The organism is Pseudohalocynthiibacter aestuariivivens (assembly GCF_018457175.1).
In the GTDB taxonomy this organism is placed as follows: domain Bacteria; phylum Pseudomonadota; class Alphaproteobacteria; order Rhodobacterales; family Rhodobacteraceae; genus Pseudohalocynthiibacter; species Pseudohalocynthiibacter aestuariivivens.
Genome location: NZ_JAGFNU010000004.1, coordinates 23,947 through 41,110, shown reverse-complemented (window position 1 = coordinate 41,110; position 17,164 = coordinate 23,947). Strand labels below are relative to the sequence as shown.

Here is a 17,164-nt window from a genome sequence, read left to right as displayed (position 1 = left end):
CCGACACACCTGTTTCGATTGACGTCAAACAAAGTAAAACTTTGATTTTCAGGATATACAGAACCCGACGTCTATATTCAGATAACGTAACAATCCGTATGGTAAGACCACGCGTTGCGACGTATCAGTAAGGTGAGTTTTTGGGGTGATATCCATGATGGCCGATTTTTTACGGTCTCTGACGAGGATATGGCAAAGCGGTGCTTTTGCTGTCTGTCTGGCGATGGGGTTTGTTCAGCCTGCCGCAGCGCTGGACACCGTCCTATTCGAAACAGGGGATGTGCCGGAACGGGTTACAGACGTTCTTCGCGAGACATCCTTGATTTTAGCTGCACAGAGAGATGGGGTTTCCGCCCCACAAGATCTCGTCGCGGCTGCGCGCGCAGACTATGGGCGCCTGGTTGCAGCACTTTATACGCAAGGGCGATACAGTGGGACTGTGAACATCTTGATTGATGGTCGCGAGGCAGCTTCGATCCCGCTATTTCAGCGGTTGACCGAGGTTCGCAGGATAGAAGTTCGTATTCGTCCGGGCCCGGTTTTCCGGTTTGGGGACGCGCAGGTAAGGCCGGTTGCATGGGGTAGCGAATTACCAACTGGTTTTGCAAGAGGCGCGACAGCCTACAGCCCGCTGGTGGGTGATGCCGTTAGCGCGGTCATTGATGGATGGCGAAATATCGGGCACGCAAAGGCAAATATTGAACGCCAGTCTTTGCGCGCAGATCACTTGTCACAGACTCTGGAGGTTGATGTTAGCGTTGCGCCAGGCCCAAGGCTTCGCTTTGGCAAACTTCTCGTCGAAGGCCAAAGTAACGTACATACATCACGTATCATAACAATTGCAGGTCTTCCGGAGGGCGCCGTTTTTTCTCCGGACGATGTGGAGGCAGCCGCCATACGGCTGCGCAGAACCGGGACGTTCCGGTCTGTCGCATTGAGCGAAGCTGAAACAGTCGGGCCGAATAATACACTCGATATCACGGCTGCAGTTGTTGACGAAAAGCCGCGCCGTTACGGGGTTGGCGCAGAAATTTCAACACTCGAAGGGCTGTTGTTGTCTGGGTATTGGTTTCACCGAAATCTTCTCGGCGGTGCGGAACGGCTGCGCATAGATGGCGAAATCAGCGGCATTGGCGGTGAAACGGGTGGCACAGATTATAGCTTTGGCGCAAGGTATGAAAGGCCAGCGACGATTGGTCCTGATACTTCTGTCTTTGTGACGATAGAAGCAGAACGCTTGGACGAACCGGATTTTCAATCTGACAACCTCGGTTTTGGTGTTGGTGCACATCGGATATTTTCAGACACGCTTGAAGGTGAGCTTGCGATTGAAGTGCGCAATGCGCGTGTGACCGACACCAGCGGAATAAAAGATTTCAATCTGCTGAGCCTGCCTGCCACGCTCATATGGGACAAGCGCGACAATGCGTTAAATCCGACAAGTGGCTTTTATCTGGCCGGTGAACTGCGCCCGTTCGTTGGATTTGGAACAACCTCCTCGGGCCTGCGGATTGAAACTGATGCACGTACTTATCGTGGCTTTGGTGAAGAGAACCGGTTTGTTTTGGCAGGGCGTTTTCAACTTGGCTCGGTCGTAGGGCCGACTGTAATCGATTCGCCGCCTGACTACCTGTTTTATTCAGGCGGTGGTGGTACTGTTAGGGGTCAGTCTTATCAGTCGCTTGGCGTTAATCTTGGGGGTGGCATACGCCGCGGGGGGCGTTCATTTATCGGCCTTTCCTCTGAACTGCGAACAAGCTTTACCGAAAAACTGGGCGCCGTCGCGTTCGCAGATGCGGGATACGTTGGCTCGGGTTCCTTTTATGACGGTAACGGGGATTGGCACGGTGGCTTCGGGCTTGGACTGCGATACAACACCGGCATCGGGCCGATACGTTTTGACGTTGCCGCACCTGTAGGGGGAACTGGGAATGGTCTGCAAATCTACGTTGGCATAGGACAATCATTTTGAAACGGTTTGCCGCAATAGTTCTGTTGCTTCTGCTGCCCTGTTTTGCTTTCGCGCAGACAGAGACCAAGGATGACCGTGATTTTCTGACGGCGTTTCTGGAAGATAATCTCTCTGATGCAGGGCGTGAGGTGCGCGTCAAAGGTTTTTCAGGTTCACTAAGCGCCGAGTCCACCATTGAAGAACTCACCATTGCAGATGATGGTGGCGTCTGGATCACGTTGCGCGATGTGGTGTTAGACTGGAATCAATCGGCGCTTTTGCGTGGTCGCCTTGAGGTGAACACACTGAGTGCGCGCGAAATTTTGCTCCCTCGCTTTCCAAAGACCGACGCATCCACACCAAGCCCTGAAGCAACAGAATTTACACTGCCGGAATTGCCAGTTTCTGTCGAAATAGCCGCGGTCAAGGCAGACCGCGTGGTTCTTGGTGCCGCTGTTCTGAGCCGCGAAGCGACAGTCAAGTTAGAGGCGAGTCTTTCGTTAAATGCTGGTGCTGGAGACGCAGAAGTCAGTATTGCAAGGATCGATGGTGAACTCGGAACGCTTCGCTTTGCGGGTGGTTATAGTAACGCGACACGCGAATTGAGCCTGGATGTCGCTTTGAGCGAAGGCAAGGGCGGCATTGTTTCAACGTTATTGAATCTTCCCGATACGCCAGCGATTGCGATGACTGTTAAGGGAACAGGAGCTCTTGATGACTATATAGCCGACATAAGTCTCTTGTCTGACAACGAGCCCCGACTTACCGGCCAGATTACAATTGTTGCACTGCGGGATGAAAATGACAGCTCAAATCTTGGCCACGCGTTTGGTGCTGAGATAGGTGGTGATATTGCGCCGTTGTTCGCGCCTGATTACCGGTCCTTCTTTGGCTCGGATATCCAGTTGAAACTACGCGGTGAACGGCTGACCGACGGGCGGGTGACGCTGGACACACTGGCCTTGAAGGCGCGCTCCGTTTCGATTGAAGGGAGTGGCGCGATTGGGGCAGAGGGCTGGCCAGAACGTTTTGAGTTAGAAGCAGAAATTAGTGATCAATCGGGTTCGCCTGTTTTGTTACCACTTTCAGGAAGCAAGACGCTTGTCGACAGCCTTACGCTTGATCTTGCATATAATCATGCAAATGATGACGATTGGAAAGGAACGCTTCTGTTAGATGGGCTGGTCAGTGAAAATCTGACAGCTGAAACTCTGTTGCTGGCTGCAACAGGCAAGATTTTTGCAAGAGACGGAACAGCGCTTGGCCGCGTGACAAGCGAAGTGTTTTACAGTGCGGACGGTTTAATTCTGCGGGACGAAGGTTTGGCCGCTGCGCTGGGTTCTGAAATTTCCGGTGACACTCAGGTGGAATGGATTCAGGAAGAACCCGTCGTATTGCGCAACGTAATCTTAAACGGCGATAACTTTTCCATTTCAGGACAGGCCGCCTTTGCAGGGCTGCAAGATGATTTTAATGTGGAAGGGGAAATACTTCTAACATCTGGCGATCTTTCACGCTTCTCTCTGCTTGTTGGTCGCCCGCTGAAGGGGTCTGGACGTATTAACTTGGCGGGGCAGGGTGATCTGCTGGGCGGATCTTTTGATCTGACACTGAAAGGCCAGACACAAGACCTTGGAATAGGTCAGTCAGAGGTTGATCGTTTGCTTCGCGGCACGGCTGATCTATCGGTAGCTGTCGCGCGTGATACCACGGGTCTAAGAATTAACCAGTTTGAAATCGCCACACCGGAACTTACCGCAGGCGTATCCGGCCAGCTAGGATCAGAGACTGGTGATCTCAGATATGCTGCAAGTTTAAACAACCTCGGAATATTTGTTTCAGGGTTGAATGGCCCGCTTAGCCTGAACGGTACGGCAAGCCGGAACGGTGGCGACTGGCAGATCGATGCGAATGGCGATGGCCCTGCTGGAACCGTGCTAAGTATTACTGGTGGCGTTGTCGTTGACGGCCAATCAGCCAACCTTGCGTTGGCGGGCAATGCGCCATTGGGGCTTGCAAACCCACTTATTACGCCGCGCACGCTTGACGGTAACGCATGGTTTGATCTGCGGTTGGACGGGCCTTTCGCGTTGTCGTCAATTTCCGGTCAGGCGACGGCGGGAGCGGTGCGTGCGTCGATCCCATTGTTGCGGTTGGCGCTAACAAACGTCGCTGTAAACGCACAGATTTCCGGTGGCCGCGCGGTAATTGACTCAACGGGTGCGGTCACATCGGGCGGTCAGTTTTCAGTGAATGGCCCGGTATCTTTGACGCCACCATATGCTGGCGAACTGGCGGTACAATTGCGCAGCGTTGGATTGATAGATCCGGCGCTTTATCAGACGAACGTCAATGGCGCTGTGACCGTAAATGGGCCAGTTACGGGGGGCGCGCTGATTGCCGGTGATTTGACACTTGGACCGACCGAAATACAGGTTCCAACATCTGGATTTACAGAGGGCGGCGACTTGCCCGGGCTTGTTCATGTGAATGAACCTGCCAGCGTCAGGGAAACGCGGCGCCGTGCTGGATTGCTAGACAACGATGCAGGAAGCAGTGGAGGTGCTGCTTATCCGGTTGATCTGACAATTTCTGCGCCATCGCGCATATTTGTTCGTGGTCGCGGTCTTGACGTCGAACTTGGTGGTGAGCTGCGCTTGGGCGGAACAACGGATAACCTCATTCCGTCAGGGCGGTTTGATCTGATCCGGGGGCGGCTCGACATTCTGGGAAAACGCCTGACACTTGATGAAGGTTATGCACAGTTGCAGGGTGAATTTGTGCCCTACTTACGGCTCGTCGCGACAAGTTCTGCAGATGAGTTTACCGTCAATGTTATCGTTGAAGGCAATGCTGCGGATCCGACGATATCCTTCACATCTCAACCTGAACTGCCCGAGGACGAAGTGCTCTCGAGGCTCTTCTTTGGACGCGCTATAACAGAAATTTCTCCGTTTCAGGCGGCCCAGCTTGCGTCTGCTGTTGCAACCTTATCCGGGCGGGGCGGTGTTGGGCTCGTGTCGCGACTAAGGGACAAGTTTGGTCTGGATGATCTTGATGTTGCCAGTAACCAAGAAGGCACCACCGGAGTACGTGCCGGGAAGTACATTTCCGAGAACGTCTATACCGACGTGACGATTGGCAGCGATGGAACGAGCGAGATTAACCTGAACCTGGATATTTCCCCGGCTTTGACCGTCAAAGGTGGGCTTGGGCAAGATGGTAACACCAGCATGGGTGTATTTTTCGAGCGAGACTACTAGCGTAAAGTTCGCCTTGTCAGCGCAATGCCGCAATAAATGCAAACTCGCGCGACAAAAAGCTTGGACTCGTCGTCTGGATAAGCCATCACCGTGGCATGAGCAAAGATGTTATTATTGTAATCCCCGCCCGCTATGCGTCGACCCGGTTCCAAGGAAAGCCCTTGGCACCGCTGGTAGGGGCAACAGGTAAGTCAAAATCCCTGATTGAACGCAGTTGGATTACCGCGATGCAGGTGCCAAGTGTTGCCGCTGTTTATATTGCTACAGACGACGCGCGTATTGCAGAGGCCGCGCGCGGTTTCGGCGCCGAAGTTCTGATGACTTCGGACGCCTGCGTCAACGGAACAGAGCGGGTGGCAGATTCACTTAAAGACCTTTCGCAGCTTCCTGATATCGTTGTAAATCTTCAGGGTGACGCCCCGCTGACCCCACATTGGTTTTTAACAGCTCTGATTGATGAAATGCGGGCTGATGTGTCTGTCCAGATGGCAACGCCCGTTTTGCGGTGCGACGGTCAGACCCTGTCCAATTTCCGTGAGGACCGCCGAAATGATCAGGTTGGTGGCACCACTGCGGTATTCGATAAAACGCGAGACGCACTCTATTTTTCGAAAGAAGTGATCCCATATACCGACAGCGACTATGCGGATGAAGCTGAAACACCCGTCTTTCATCATGTAGGCGCCTATGCCTATCGACCAGCTACATTGGCTGAATATGTAAACTGGGGTGAAGGTCCATTGGAAAAGCTTGAAGGGTTGGAACAACTCCGGTTTCTGGAGCGTGGAGTTAAAGTACGCTGTGTCGAGGTAGATGCACGCGGCCATGTTTTCTGGGAACTAAACAACCCGATTGATGTTGAACGGATCGAAGCTGTGCTGCAGCAAAGAGGTGAAGAATGAAAACTGTAACCGTCGGAAATGCGGATTTTTCGAACACTGCACCCTTTGCGCTGATCGCTGGCCCTTGCCAGCTTGAAGGCCTTGGTCACAGCCGTCAGATTGCTGAAACGCTTGTTGGTATCTGCAGCGATCTTGCGATTCCGCTGGTTTTTAAAGGCAGTTTTGATAAGGCAAACCGGTCAAGCCTGTCGGGTAAACGCGGGCTTGGGATCGACGAAGGATTGTCAATTCTGTCAAAAATTTCCACTGAATTTGGCTGCCCGACCCTGACCGATGTACATAGTGCGCAGCAGTGCCCAGTTGCGGCCGAAGCCGTTGATATTCTGCAAATCCCAGCATTCCTGTGCCGTCAGACCGACCTGCTGCTTGCAGCGGGGGAAACCGGGGCAGCGATAAACGTGAAAAAGGGACAATTCCTCGCACCCTGGGATATGGGCAATGTTGCTGACAAGATTGCCAGCACCGGGAACGACCGCATACTTTTGACGGACCGTGGAACATCCTTTGGTTACAACATGCTGGTCAGTGATTTCAGAAGCCTGCCGATCATGGCAGATACCGGATATCCGGTGGTTTTTGATGCAACACACTCGGTGCAACTTCCGGGTGGACAGGGCACATCATCTGGCGGGAAAAGAGAGTTTGTACCGCCGCTTGCACGCGCGGCAATTGCAGTCGGCTGTGCTGCTCTGTTCATAGAAACGCACCCTGACCCTGACAACGCGCCAAGCGACGGGCCAAACATGATGCCGCTCGATCAGATGGCAGCAATGCTGAAGCGCCTGAAGGCGATTGATAATTTGACGAAAGCAGAAGTCAGCTGAGGGTCAGGCGACACCACGTTGCAGAAGCTGTAATACTGTGACAAGCCCGACCGGCTTGCTGTCTTCAACAACAAAAGCAGCAGAAATCTTGTTTTTTTGCAGGATATTCAGGGCGCGCGCACTTAGCCGCTCGGGCTCAAGTCTCACGCCGCCCGGTGTCATCAGGCTTGCGGCTGTGGCCTTCCAGATCACTGACTTCATTGTGCCAGAGGCATTGCTTTCAAGGTAGCGTCTGATATCGCCATCCGTGATGACACCAACCAGATTACCACCCACGTCTCGCATCCCGACGATGCCAAACCCTTTGTTTGAAATTTCAGAGATGACTTCGATGATAGGTGCATCCATTTCGACGAGTGGTAGCTGATCACCCTTAAACATGAGCTCACTGATTGGCTGCAGCACGGAACCGAGCTTGCCGCCGGGATGAAAATTCCGAAAACTTTCTTCGGAAAAACCGCGCATCCGAAGCAATGTAACTGCCAAGGCGTCGCCCATAGCCAATTGCAACAATGTTGATGTTGTGGGAGCCAGATTGTGCGGGCATGCCTCTTCTGCGTGGGGCAGGATGATTGGGTACTGCGTTTTACGTGCGAGCGTACTTTCGCTATTTCCTGTGATCGAAATCATGGGAACATCAAAGCGCGCGCAATAGGCAACAACATCTGAAAGTTCGCGGGTTTCACCAGACCATGACATCAACAAAACGACGTCATTGTCCTGTATGACACCCAAGTCACCATGGCTGGCTTCAGCCGGGTGCACGAAATAGGCAGGGGTGCCGGTTGAAGAAAATGTTGCAGCAAGTTTGCGCGCGATATGGCCACTTTTCCCAACGCCAGACAGGATCAGCCGCCCCTTCATTTCTAGGATCAGGCGCGCCGTATCGGAGATTACGTCACCATTGCCGTTTTTTGTGAGCTCCGCCTGCATTTGTTCCAGCCCGTCCTGAAAACATCTGAGCGATGCCAGAACAGATTGGAGTGGGTCTATTTTTTCTAACATTGCTTGCCTCTTTGCCTTTACTGGCGTCCTTCGGGCATTTGGCCTTGCCGCGACTGTTGCGCACAATATGCCTCGTGCGCGCCCCCTTCCTCAAGCGCTGAATGACGTGGTTCGCAAACAACGCTGCTTTATTGTTTCGAGTCTAAAGCGAAAAGAAATGCAATTGCGGAAATTTTAACGCGCTTGGGACGTGAATTGGGTTTCACTTGATAACCAATTTTCAAGCTCGGCCAGCGGCATTGCAGGTGCGAAATAAAATCCTTGGGCACAGTCACATCCCATTGCGGTAAGAACTGCTAGTTCTGCGTCGGTTTCGACACACTCTGCAATGACAGTAAGGTTTAGTTTCTTCGCAAGATGCACGATGGCACCTGTTAATTCTTCAAGGCTTTTGTCTTGGTCAATTCCCGATACGAAGCTTCTGTCTATCTTGATCCGGTCGACCGGGAATTTACGTAAACTGGAAATTGAGGCGTGCCCGGTTCCAAAATCATCCAGTTCCACGGAAAAACCCGCTGCCGAAAGCTCATGTACATTTTTTGCAATATGTCCGGCGGGATCATCCAGAAAAACCGTTTCCAGAATTTCGAGGGCAATCTGATGGGGGTGCAAACCTTGCGCTTTGACGACGTCGATCAAATTGTCAACGACCTTGGAATCGCTCAACCTGGAATTTGACATGTTGATACTGATTTGCGGGGCAGGTAGCCCCAGTGCCTGCAGGTGCGCGAGAGACTGGCTGCTTTTCAGCAGCATTTGTCTGTCGAGATTATCCAGTAGGTCTGCATCTTTTGCTGCGTGAATGAAATCTTCGGGTTCCAGCCAACCGCGCGAAGGATGTTTCCAGCGAAGCAAAGCTTCATACCCGTTTAGCGTACGCGTACGAATGTTGATCTGAGGTTGGAAGAAAGGCGCGAATTCGTCGCGCCGTAACCCTTCCCGGATCTCCTCGGCCAACGTGGAGTTTCGTTCAATCTGCTGTCGCATACTGTCTTTGAAAAAACGGTATCGGCTTCTGCCTTCACGCTTGGCTTGGCGTAAGGCTATATCAGCATCTATCAACACGCGTTTCAGGGTTGGCTCTGCCGTTTTATCCCAAAATTTTATACCAATACTCGCACTGATCCGGCAGCATCTTCCATCAATCTCAACTGGTTTAGACAGCTTTCTCATCAAGCACAGAGCGAGCTGTTTCGTCTGCGCTCGGTCGTTTGCATCTTTGAGAACGATCACAAACTCATCGCCGGCGATCCGAGCAACCAAATCAGCATCACCCGCTTCTGACGTAAGAATTTTTGCGCAATGGCGAAGGAGATTGTCACCGGTTTCGTGATCAGAGGTGTTATTAACAGATTTGAAGTTATCCAGATCTATTGCAAGAACAGCATGGCGCGAGTGCTGATCCGATTTGTTTAGCTCGTTCAGATACTCGTGCAACCCACGTCGGTTTATCAATCCTGTCAACTGATCGGTCACAGCAGCAAGGCGCAGTTCATCCTGCAAACGTCTGTATTGACTTACGTCCTGAAAAACGCCGGAAAATTTGGACAAAATGCCATTCTCCAGAATGGGTTGACCTAAAATACGAACCCAAATGTGGCGCCCACCAGCGGTGACCAGCCGGACCTCCTTGTCAAAAGGAGCGATTTGCTCTTTTGCCTTTTTTATCGCGGGGAACAAAAGCCTGCGAGAGCTTGGTGTCAAAAACCGAAAAGCCTTTTTAAGTGTCGGTCTGAATGTTTCATCAACATCATGGATTGTTTTTGTATGCGTGTCCCAGGAAAGCTCGCGACTCTGATAATCAAATTCCCAGCCACCAACCTTTGAAGCTGACTGAGATGAGGTTTTATTTTTCTCGGTCTGAAAGCTGGATTCGCAGGCTTTCAAAGCTTTGGAAAGCTGTTTGTTGCGTTGCTTTAGGCGAAAAAGCAGTCCCAAACATAAAGTCACAACAATGATGGCGGCAAGGCTCCAAAGCGAGAGATAAGTCATTACGGGTTTGATCCTTCAATGAAGTCCAGAGATGTCAGTAAAGGATTTTTGAAAGAAAAAATTTTACCCAATCGAAAAGGGTCGCAGCGAAAGTAGGTTCGATATTTTTCGGTATTCACAAAAAAATATTCCTTTCTACTCTAGCCATAGAATGGTCAAATCAAAAATACAACCTCAGGTGGTAATTTTTTTGACCAAACGTAAAGCATCAAATTTTAGTTGAAATTGAGAGACCGAGTTGTGGGCAATGCGATCGCCCCGACCAAGTTACTCGGGCGCATTAGCGTAACATTTTGTGTAAAGCTCAGCGCGTATAGATCTCTGTGCCCCATTCGACGCACCGTTTCGTAAGCGTTTCTGAAAGCGGTTTGTCTGTGAATAGCGAGTCTACTTCGCTAAGCGATGCAATGCGCGCAGGGGCGCTGCGTGAAAATTTGGAGTGATCCGACACAAGGAATGTTTTTCTGGACTGACGAATGATTGCTTTACTGACGCCAACCTCCTGGACATCAAAATCCAATATGTCGCCGTCCTCATCCATGGCTGAACACCCTATCACGGCATAGTCAACCTTGAACTGTTCGATCACACGCGCCGTCAAATCGCCAACCAACCCTCCATCCGAGCGTCGCAACATCCCGCCCGCTACCATGATCTGACAATCAGGGTTGGCGACCAAGATATTGGCAACATTCATATTATTAGTGACAACCATGATGTTAAGGTGGTGCAGTAGTTCACGTGCGACCGCTTCGGTGCTTGTGCCGATGTTCAGAAACAAAGACGCGCCGTCAGGAATAGCCTTCGCGCAACGCTGTGCGATATCTTTTTTCGCTTCGTCATTTAACCCGCGCCGGTCTTCATACCCGATATTGGATACCCCTGATCGCAGGATCGCCCCACCGTGAACGCGCTCAAGCTTTCCTTCATTCGCGAGATCACTCAGGTCGCGCCGGATTGTTTGAACCGTCACTTCAAACCTTTCAGCAAGGCCTTCAACTGTGACTTTTCCCTCTGTGCGGGCGATTTCTAGAATGTCGGGTTGTCGAAAACTCTGTGCCATAGGGGCCTTTCTAGCGGTTCCCTTTTATGACATTCGTATCAATTCTTCACTGCAATTAAACTCTTTTTCTAAGTTGGTTAGAAAAAGAAATTCGAATTTCTGCTTTGAATCCGCACTCAAACGCACATTCGGTGACAGGGTTTTCAAAATAGTGGTTTGAAATAAATAGGTTAGGGGCGGTGGCAATGTATTTCGTAAAAAGTTCAAAAATTATCAAAGCGAAAAAAAAAGAACATAATAATTGACAAACCGCGCATTAACATGCTTCGTATTGCAAATATTTCAGCAAAGTGGGGGACTTTGTTCAATTGTCGGCAGTTCAGCATCAGGTTTACGATCTTTTCGTGATCGGCGGTGGAATCAATGGCTGCGGAATTGCGCGCGATGCTGCAGGGCGCGGGCTTAGCGTGTCCCTTGCTGAAATGAACGACCTGGCATCAGCAACGTCTTCCGCCTCGACCAAGCTTTTCCATGGTGGTTTGCGCTATCTTGAATACTTTGAAGTTCGTCTGGTCCGGGAAGCACTGATTGAGCGTGAAACGCTTTTGCGGGCGATGCCACATATAAGCTGGCCCATGCGTTTTGTTCTTCCATATCATAGGGATATGCGCTTTGAAGGAGAAACGCCAACATCACGCATCCTGAATGTTCTTATGCCATGGATGAAGGGCAGGCGGCCTGCCTGGCTTATACGATTTGGTCTGTTTCTGTATGATACTTTGGGTGGGCGAAAAATCCTGCCTGCAACGACGACTGTAGACCTGCGTACCGATCCTGTTGGGAAACCTTTGCAAGACAGATTCAAGAAGGCGTTTGAGTATTCGGACTGCTGGATCGAAGATTCGCGGTTGGTTGTCCTGAATGCGCGTGATGCGGAATCACGTGGTGCCAAGATCATGACCCGTACGCGTGTTGTCGCGGCAGAGCGAACGGACGATCTTTGGAAAATAACCCTGATCGATGCTGTAACAGACGAAATTCAGTTTGTTTGGGCAAAGATGCTTGTGAATGCTGGCGGCCCTTGGGTCGAAAGCGTGATCACCAAAACGCTTAGGCTAAATGCGTCGGAAAGCGTCAGGCTGGTTCGGGGGAGCCATATTGTGACGCGCAAGCTGTTTGATCACGACAAATGCTACTTCTTTCAGGGTGAAGACGGCAGGATCATTTTTGCAATTCCTTATGAAACTGATTTCACGTTAATCGGAACGACGGACGCGGAGCATGACGACCCGGAAGAAAAACCCGAGTGCACACCTGAAGAAGCGGATTATCTGCGAAGTTTTGCTTCGAACTACTTAAAAAAGCCGGTCGAAAAAGAAGACATTATCTGGACCTATTCTGGTGTTCGCCCACTTTATGACGATGGTGCAAATTCAGCAACGGCGGCGACCCGAGATTATGTGCTGAAACTGAACACAGATGCCGGGGCGCCGTTACTGAACGTCTTTGGCGGAAAAATAACCACCTACCGTCGTTTGGCAGAGGGCGCATTGGCGAAAATCACACCATTTTTTCCAAAGGCGACCGGAAACTGGACAGCAGGTGTTGCGCTACCGGGCGGGGATTTTGCGGTGAACGGGGTCGCGGACCTGACTGCAGGCCTGAAAAAGGATTACGCCTTCCTTGACGATTTTTGGGCACGCCGTCTTGTCAAAGCCTATGGCACCGAAGCACGCGAAATACTGAGCAGTGCTGAAACTGTGGATGATATGGGTGTCGCATTTGGCGCAACCCTGACAGAGCGCGAAGTGATATGGTTGATGGAGCGGGAATACGCCCGAACCGCCGAAGATGTTATCTGGCGCCGCTCAAAGCTGGGCTTGCGGATGAGCAAGGCTGAAGTCGTTAAGTTGAACAAATGGATGAAGGGCGCTCTGCACTCCAGTCGACGCGTATCGGCCGCAGTATGAGAGCGATAGGAGAGAACAATGACTCTGGTTCTTGAGGGGGTATCAAAGGTTTTAAATGGTATGACCCATATACAACCCACTGATCTTACGTTGCAAAACGGTACAATGAACGTACTGCTTGGGTCTACCTTGTCCGGGAAAACTTCGTTGATGCGCCTAATGGCAGGTCTGGATGTACCGACAACTGGCCGCATTCTGTGGCATGGCGAAGATGTAACCGGTATGCGCGTTCAGGACCGCAAGGTCGCGATGGTCTATCAACAGTTCATCAATTACCCCTCAATGACAGTCTATGATAATATCGCGTCGCCCATGCGCCTGCTGGGCAAAACGAACGCAGAGATAAATGCTGCTGTTCAAAAAACTGCCGACCTGATGCAACTCACACCATTGCTGGACCGCAAACCGCTTGAATTGTCGGGCGGTCAGCAGCAGCGTTGTGCGCTGGCGCGGGCCTTGGTGAAGGATGCGGGGCTTGTTTTACTCGATGAGCCGCTCGCAAATCTTGACTACAAGCTGCGTGAAGAATTGCGCGCGGAGATTCCCAAGATATTTGAAGAGGCCGGGTCGATCTTTGTCTATGCCACAACAGAACCTGAAGAGGCTTTGCTGTTGGGAGGGAACACCGCAACCCTGTGGGAAGGGCGTGTAACGCAATTTGGCCTAACGCCATCGGTCTACCGCAAACCTGTTGATGCTAAGACGGCGCGGGTATTTTCTGACCCTCCAATGAATTTTCTGCAGATTTCAAAGGCCGGAACCAAACTTCTGTTTGGTGATGGGCAATCAACGGCGGCGACGGGCGCGCTTGCTGAGCTTGCAGACGGGCGCTATGTGGCAGGGTTCCGGCCTAATCACGTTAAGCTCGAACAAAAGCGTGATAACGCCTTGAAGTTCAACGCACATCTGAACGTGACAGAGATCACCGGGTCAGAAACCTTTGTCCATCTCACACATCAGGGCGAACGGTGGGTCGGGTTGATTCACGGTGTGCGCGACCTTGAGCTAGGTAGCGCACTAACTGTCTATCTGGACCCGTCGCATGTTTACATTTTTGCCGAGGATGGTGGCCTCGTCGCGCCTGCGTCCTACGCGCTGGCGGCTTGAGGAGGAAACGGTTATGGCGAAGATCACACTCGACAATCTGGCGCATTCTTACCTGCCCAATCCGCAGAGCGAAGATGACTACGCACTGAAAGAGTTGAACCACGACTGGGTCGATGGCGAAGCCTACGCACTTCTAGGGGCTTCTGGCTGTGGTAAATCCACCTTGCTGAACATTATTTCTGGCCTGTTACATCCCTCACAGGGGCGCATCCTGTTCAATGATCGCGATGTCACGTCAGAGCCAACGGCCGCGCGCAACATTGCGCAGGTTTTTCAGTTCCCGGTGGTCTACGACACGATGACAGTGCGCGATAACCTTGCATTTCCCTTACGCAACCGTGGTGCGGACGCAAGCTACATTCAGGATCGCGTTCAACACATTGCCAAGATGATTGGGATGGAGGGGGAGCTTAATCACAAGGCGCGTGGCCTGACTGCTGATGCAAAGCAGAAGATCAGCCTTGGGCGGGGCATGGTGCGTGAAGATGTAAACGCATTGTTGTTCGACGAGCCTTTGACGGTAATTGACCCTCACATGAAGTGGGAACTGCGGACCCAGCTAAAGTCTTTGCACCACGAATTTGGGCATACAATGATCTATGTGACGCATGACCAGACCGAAGCACTGACCTTTGCTGACAAGGTTGTTGTCATGTACGACGGTCGTGTTGTGCAAATCGGCACGCCGCAAGAGTTGTTTGAAACACCAGCGCATACCTTTGTCGGGTACTTCATTGGCTCGCCGGGGATGAATGTTCTTGCTGCCACGGTTGATGGATCAACCGCTTACATAGAAGGGACCGAAGTAGACCTTGGTGCCGGGTACAGCGTGCCCGACGGGAAAGTTGAAATTGGTGTACGGCCTGAATTTGCTTCACTGTCCAGCAATGGCACTGGGTTGCCCATAAAAATTCGCCGGGTGGAGGATGTGGGCCGCCACAAGATTGTTCGTGCCGATTTTTTCGAGAATGAAATCAATGTTATTGCAGGCGAAGGTGCAGAGATTGGCGCGGATATGAACCGCGTCACTTTTGAGGCCGCGCATATCAATGTTTACGCAAATGATTGGCGTGTAGAGCCGATGGGCACGCAGGCAAGTCCTGCTGGGGAGGCCGCATAATGGAAAAAACCGTTAATCAAAAAGCCTGGTTTCTGGTGCTTCCAGTTCTTTTGCTGGTCGCCTTTTCCGCGGTTATACCGCTGATGACCGTGGTAAATTATTCCGTGCAGGACACTTTCGGGAACAACCAGTTCTATTGGGCGGGTCTGGAGTGGTTCAAGGAGCTTCTTGAATCAGAACGGCTGCACAACGCTCTGGGTCGTCAGATTGCCTTTTCGATGATCATTCTGGCGATCGAAGTGCCGTTAGGTATTTTTGTCGCCCTCAACATGCCGAAAAAGGGGTTTTGGGCCTCGGTGTGCCTTGTACTGATGGCCCTGCCTCTGTTGATACCGTGGAACGTGGTTGGCACCATCTGGCAGATTTTTGGCCGGGTTGATATTGGCCTGCTCGGTTACACGCTCGACGCCCTAGGGATTGCATATAACTATACCCAAGACAGTTTCGCGGCCTGGGCAACGGTTGTAGTTATGGATGTCTGGCATTGGACATCGCTTGTCGCGTTGCTCGCGTATGCCGGACTCCAATCCATTCCTGACGCTTATTACCAAGCGGCAAAGATTGATCAGGCAAGCCGCTGGAAGGTGTTTCGCTACATCGAACTGCCAAAGATGCAGGGTGTGCTTCTGATCGCTATTTTGCTGCGGTTCATGGACAGCTTCATGATTTATACGGAACCCTTCGTTGTCACTGGGGGTGGGCCGGGAAATGCCACGACCTTCCTGTCGATCGACCTCGTGAAAATGGCGCTTGGGCAGTTTGATCTTGGGCCGGCCGCAGCGTTCTCGCTGATGTATTTCCTCGTGATCCTGCTGATATCCTGGGTGTTTTACACTGTGATGACAAACCTCGACAAAAGGGATGGTGTGTGATGGCTGATGCAAGTTTGAACAAAACGGCCTCGCGTGGCATTGCCCTGCCAAAGATCAAGGGCAACGTTGTGGTGATGGTGCTTTACCTTACCTTCCTGTTGCTGCCGATCTATTGGCTGCTGAACATGAGCCTGAAGACCAACAGTGAAATTCTTGGGGCGCTCACGCTTTGGCCAAATAGCCTGACATTTGCGAATTATGCGACGATCCTCACGGACCAGACATGGTACATGGGTTACGTCAACTCATTGATCTATGTGGTTTTGAACACAGTGATTTCTATCGCGGTTGCGTTGCCTGCAGCCTATGCGTTTAGTCGCTATACCTTCATGGGTGATAAACACCTGTTTTTCTGGCTTCTGACCAATCGGATGGCACCGCCTGCAGTGTTCGCTTTGCCGTTTTTCCAGCTCTACAGTTCTGTCGGGCTGTTTGACACGCATATTGCGGTGGCGTTGGCGCACTGCCTGTTCAATGTTCCGCTTGCGGTCTGGATCATGGAAGGGTTCATGCGCGGTGTTCCAAAGGAAATTGACGAAACCGCCTATATCGACGGCTACAGTTTTGGCCGGTTCTTCGTGAAAATCTTCATGCCGCTCATTGCGTCTGGTATTGGGGTCGCAGCGTTCTTTTGCTTTATGTTCAGCTGGGTTGAACTTTTGTTGAGCCGTACTCTGACGTCCGTCGCAGCAAAGCCAATCTCTGCAATCATGACCCGCACTGCAGGGGCCGCCGGGCAAGACTGGGGCGTGCTTGCTGCTGCGGGTGTGCTGACCATCGTACCGGGGGCGCTCGTTATCTACTTTGTCCGAAACTACATCGCCAAGGGCTTTGCCCTCGGTCGCGTATAGGAAAGGAACAGACCTATGGCATGGATGGCCTGGACACTACCGACAGCAATTTTCTTTTGTACAATCGCTTGTCTGCTCGTTCTTTTTACGGTGCTGGCGATCAAATACCCTGAAACGCCGCGCATGGGTGTTTTGCGGATCGAAACAACACGCGGAGATCGTCTTTTCATTACGTTATTAGGCTCGGCCTTTATCAATCTGGCCTGGCTTGGACTGGTCAGTGCACCCCAATGGGGCGCGCTGATTGTATGCCTGGTTTATGCCGCAGCAGTGTTTCGCTGGGTGTGACGGGGCAAAGGAACGC

General features: G+C 51.7%; 13 protein-coding genes. 10 read left to right on the top strand and 3 right to left on the bottom strand.

Annotated elements, in window-relative coordinates; translation table 11 throughout:
• Positions 1 to 154: 154 nt before the first annotated feature.
• The 4 genes from J4E70_RS07595 (at position 155) to kdsA (ending at position 6,940) form a co-directional block, all read left to right on the top strand.
• Positions 155 to 1,972 (top strand): autotransporter assembly complex protein TamA, encoded by a 1,818-nt coding sequence (locus tag J4E70_RS07595; RefSeq protein ID WP_246531666.1) that lies wholly within the window; start codon positions 155 to 157, stop codon positions 1,970 to 1,972.
• A complete protein-coding gene (locus tag J4E70_RS07590) occupies positions 1,969 to 5,214 on the top strand; it encodes a translocation/assembly module TamB domain-containing protein (protein WP_213888500.1) in 3,246 nt (1,081 codons plus the stop codon). Before J4E70_RS07595 ends, J4E70_RS07590 begins: the two co-directional genes overlap by 4 nt.
• 95 nt (positions 5,215 to 5,309) lie before the next feature.
• Positions 5,310 to 6,116 carry a 3-deoxy-manno-octulosonate cytidylyltransferase gene (locus tag J4E70_RS07585; protein ID WP_213888499.1) on the top strand — a complete coding sequence of 269 codons (807 nt, stop codon included), beginning with the start codon at positions 5,310 to 5,312 and terminating at the stop codon, positions 6,114 to 6,116.
• Positions 6,113 to 6,940 (top strand): 3-deoxy-8-phosphooctulonate synthase, encoded by an 828-nt coding sequence (kdsA, locus tag J4E70_RS07580; protein WP_213888498.1) that lies wholly within the window; start codon positions 6,113 to 6,115, stop codon positions 6,938 to 6,940. Before J4E70_RS07585 ends, kdsA begins: the two co-directional genes overlap by 4 nt.
• Positions 6,941 to 6,943: 3 nt before the next feature.
• Here kdsA and J4E70_RS07575 read toward each other — a convergent pair whose 3' ends face one another.
• From J4E70_RS07575 to J4E70_RS07565, 3 genes are all read right to left on the bottom strand, one after another.
• The gene (locus J4E70_RS07575; protein ID WP_213888497.1) at positions 6,944 to 7,945 is read right to left on the bottom strand and encodes a KpsF/GutQ family sugar-phosphate isomerase; all 1,002 of its coding nucleotides are present in this window, start codon (positions 7,943 to 7,945) and stop codon (positions 6,944 to 6,946) included.
• Positions 7,946 to 8,119: 174 nt separating this feature from the next.
• Positions 8,120 to 9,937 (bottom strand): putative bifunctional diguanylate cyclase/phosphodiesterase, encoded by a 1,818-nt coding sequence (locus J4E70_RS07570; protein ID WP_213888496.1) that lies wholly within the window; start codon positions 9,935 to 9,937, stop codon positions 8,120 to 8,122.
• A 304-nt stretch (positions 9,938 to 10,241) separates the two neighbouring features.
• Positions 10,242 to 11,000, bottom strand: coding sequence for a DeoR/GlpR family DNA-binding transcription regulator (locus J4E70_RS07565; RefSeq protein ID WP_213888495.1), 759 nt, complete (start codon positions 10,998 to 11,000; stop codon positions 10,242 to 10,244).
• 308 nt (positions 11,001 to 11,308) lie between these two features.
• Between J4E70_RS07565 and glpD the strand changes: the two genes are divergently transcribed.
• From glpD to J4E70_RS07535, 6 genes are read left to right on the top strand one after another with little or no spacing between them, the layout of a single operon-like run.
• The gene (gene glpD, locus J4E70_RS07560) at positions 11,309 to 12,910 is read left to right on the top strand and encodes a glycerol-3-phosphate dehydrogenase (protein ID WP_213888494.1); all 1,602 of its coding nucleotides are present in this window, start codon (positions 11,309 to 11,311) and stop codon (positions 12,908 to 12,910) included.
• A gap of 18 nt (positions 12,911 to 12,928) precedes the next feature.
• On the top strand, positions 12,929 to 14,017 hold the full coding sequence (locus tag J4E70_RS07555) for an ABC transporter ATP-binding protein (protein ID WP_213888493.1): 1,089 nt from the start codon (positions 12,929 to 12,931) through the stop codon (positions 14,015 to 14,017).
• A 13-nt stretch (positions 14,018 to 14,030) separates the two neighbouring features.
• Entirely contained in the window at positions 14,031 to 15,137 is a 1,107-nt protein-coding gene (locus J4E70_RS07550; protein WP_213888492.1) for an ABC transporter ATP-binding protein, read from the top strand.
• Complete coding sequence (locus tag J4E70_RS07545) at positions 15,137 to 16,009, top strand: carbohydrate ABC transporter permease (protein WP_213888491.1); 873 nt, start codon at positions 15,137 to 15,139, stop codon at positions 16,007 to 16,009. The genes J4E70_RS07550 and J4E70_RS07545 overlap by 1 nt, the downstream gene beginning before the upstream one ends.
• Entirely contained in the window at positions 16,009 to 16,860 is an 852-nt protein-coding gene (locus tag J4E70_RS07540; protein WP_213888490.1) for a carbohydrate ABC transporter permease, read from the top strand. Before J4E70_RS07545 ends, J4E70_RS07540 begins: the two co-directional genes overlap by 1 nt.
• Before the next feature lie 15 nt (positions 16,861 to 16,875).
• On the top strand, positions 16,876 to 17,148 hold the full coding sequence (locus tag J4E70_RS07535; protein WP_213888489.1) for a DUF2160 domain-containing protein: 273 nt from the start codon (positions 16,876 to 16,878) through the stop codon (positions 17,146 to 17,148).
• Positions 17,149 to 17,164: the final 16 nt, after the last annotated feature.

Excerpts from the sequence above, each read along its gene's own strand:
- J4E70_RS07595 (WP_246531666.1), top strand. The coding sequence starts at position 155 with ATGATGGCCGATTTTTTACGGTCTCTGACGAGGATATGGCAAAGCGGT.
- J4E70_RS07585 (WP_213888499.1), top strand. The coding sequence starts at position 5,310 with ATGAGCAAAGATGTTATTATTGTAATCCCCGCCCGCTATGCGTCGACC.
- kdsA (WP_213888498.1), top strand. The coding sequence starts at position 6,113 with ATGAAAACTGTAACCGTCGGAAATGCGGATTTTTCGAACACTGCACCC.
- J4E70_RS07575 (WP_213888497.1), bottom strand. The coding sequence starts at position 7,945 with ATGTTAGAAAAAATAGACCCACTCCAATCTGTTCTGGCATCGCTCAGA.
- J4E70_RS07570 (WP_213888496.1), bottom strand. The coding sequence starts at position 9,937 with ATGACTTATCTCTCGCTTTGGAGCCTTGCCGCCATCATTGTTGTGACT.
- J4E70_RS07565 (WP_213888495.1), bottom strand. The coding sequence starts at position 11,000 with ATGGCACAGAGTTTTCGACAACCCGACATTCTAGAAATCGCCCGCACA.
- J4E70_RS07555 (WP_213888493.1), top strand. The coding sequence starts at position 12,929 with ATGACTCTGGTTCTTGAGGGGGTATCAAAGGTTTTAAATGGTATGACC.
- J4E70_RS07550 (WP_213888492.1), top strand. The coding sequence starts at position 14,031 with ATGGCGAAGATCACACTCGACAATCTGGCGCATTCTTACCTGCCCAAT.
- J4E70_RS07545 (WP_213888491.1), top strand. The coding sequence starts at position 15,137 with ATGGAAAAAACCGTTAATCAAAAAGCCTGGTTTCTGGTGCTTCCAGTT.
- J4E70_RS07540 (WP_213888490.1), top strand. The coding sequence starts at position 16,009 with ATGGCTGATGCAAGTTTGAACAAAACGGCCTCGCGTGGCATTGCCCTG.
- J4E70_RS07535 (WP_213888489.1), top strand. The coding sequence starts at position 16,876 with ATGGCATGGATGGCCTGGACACTACCGACAGCAATTTTCTTTTGTACA.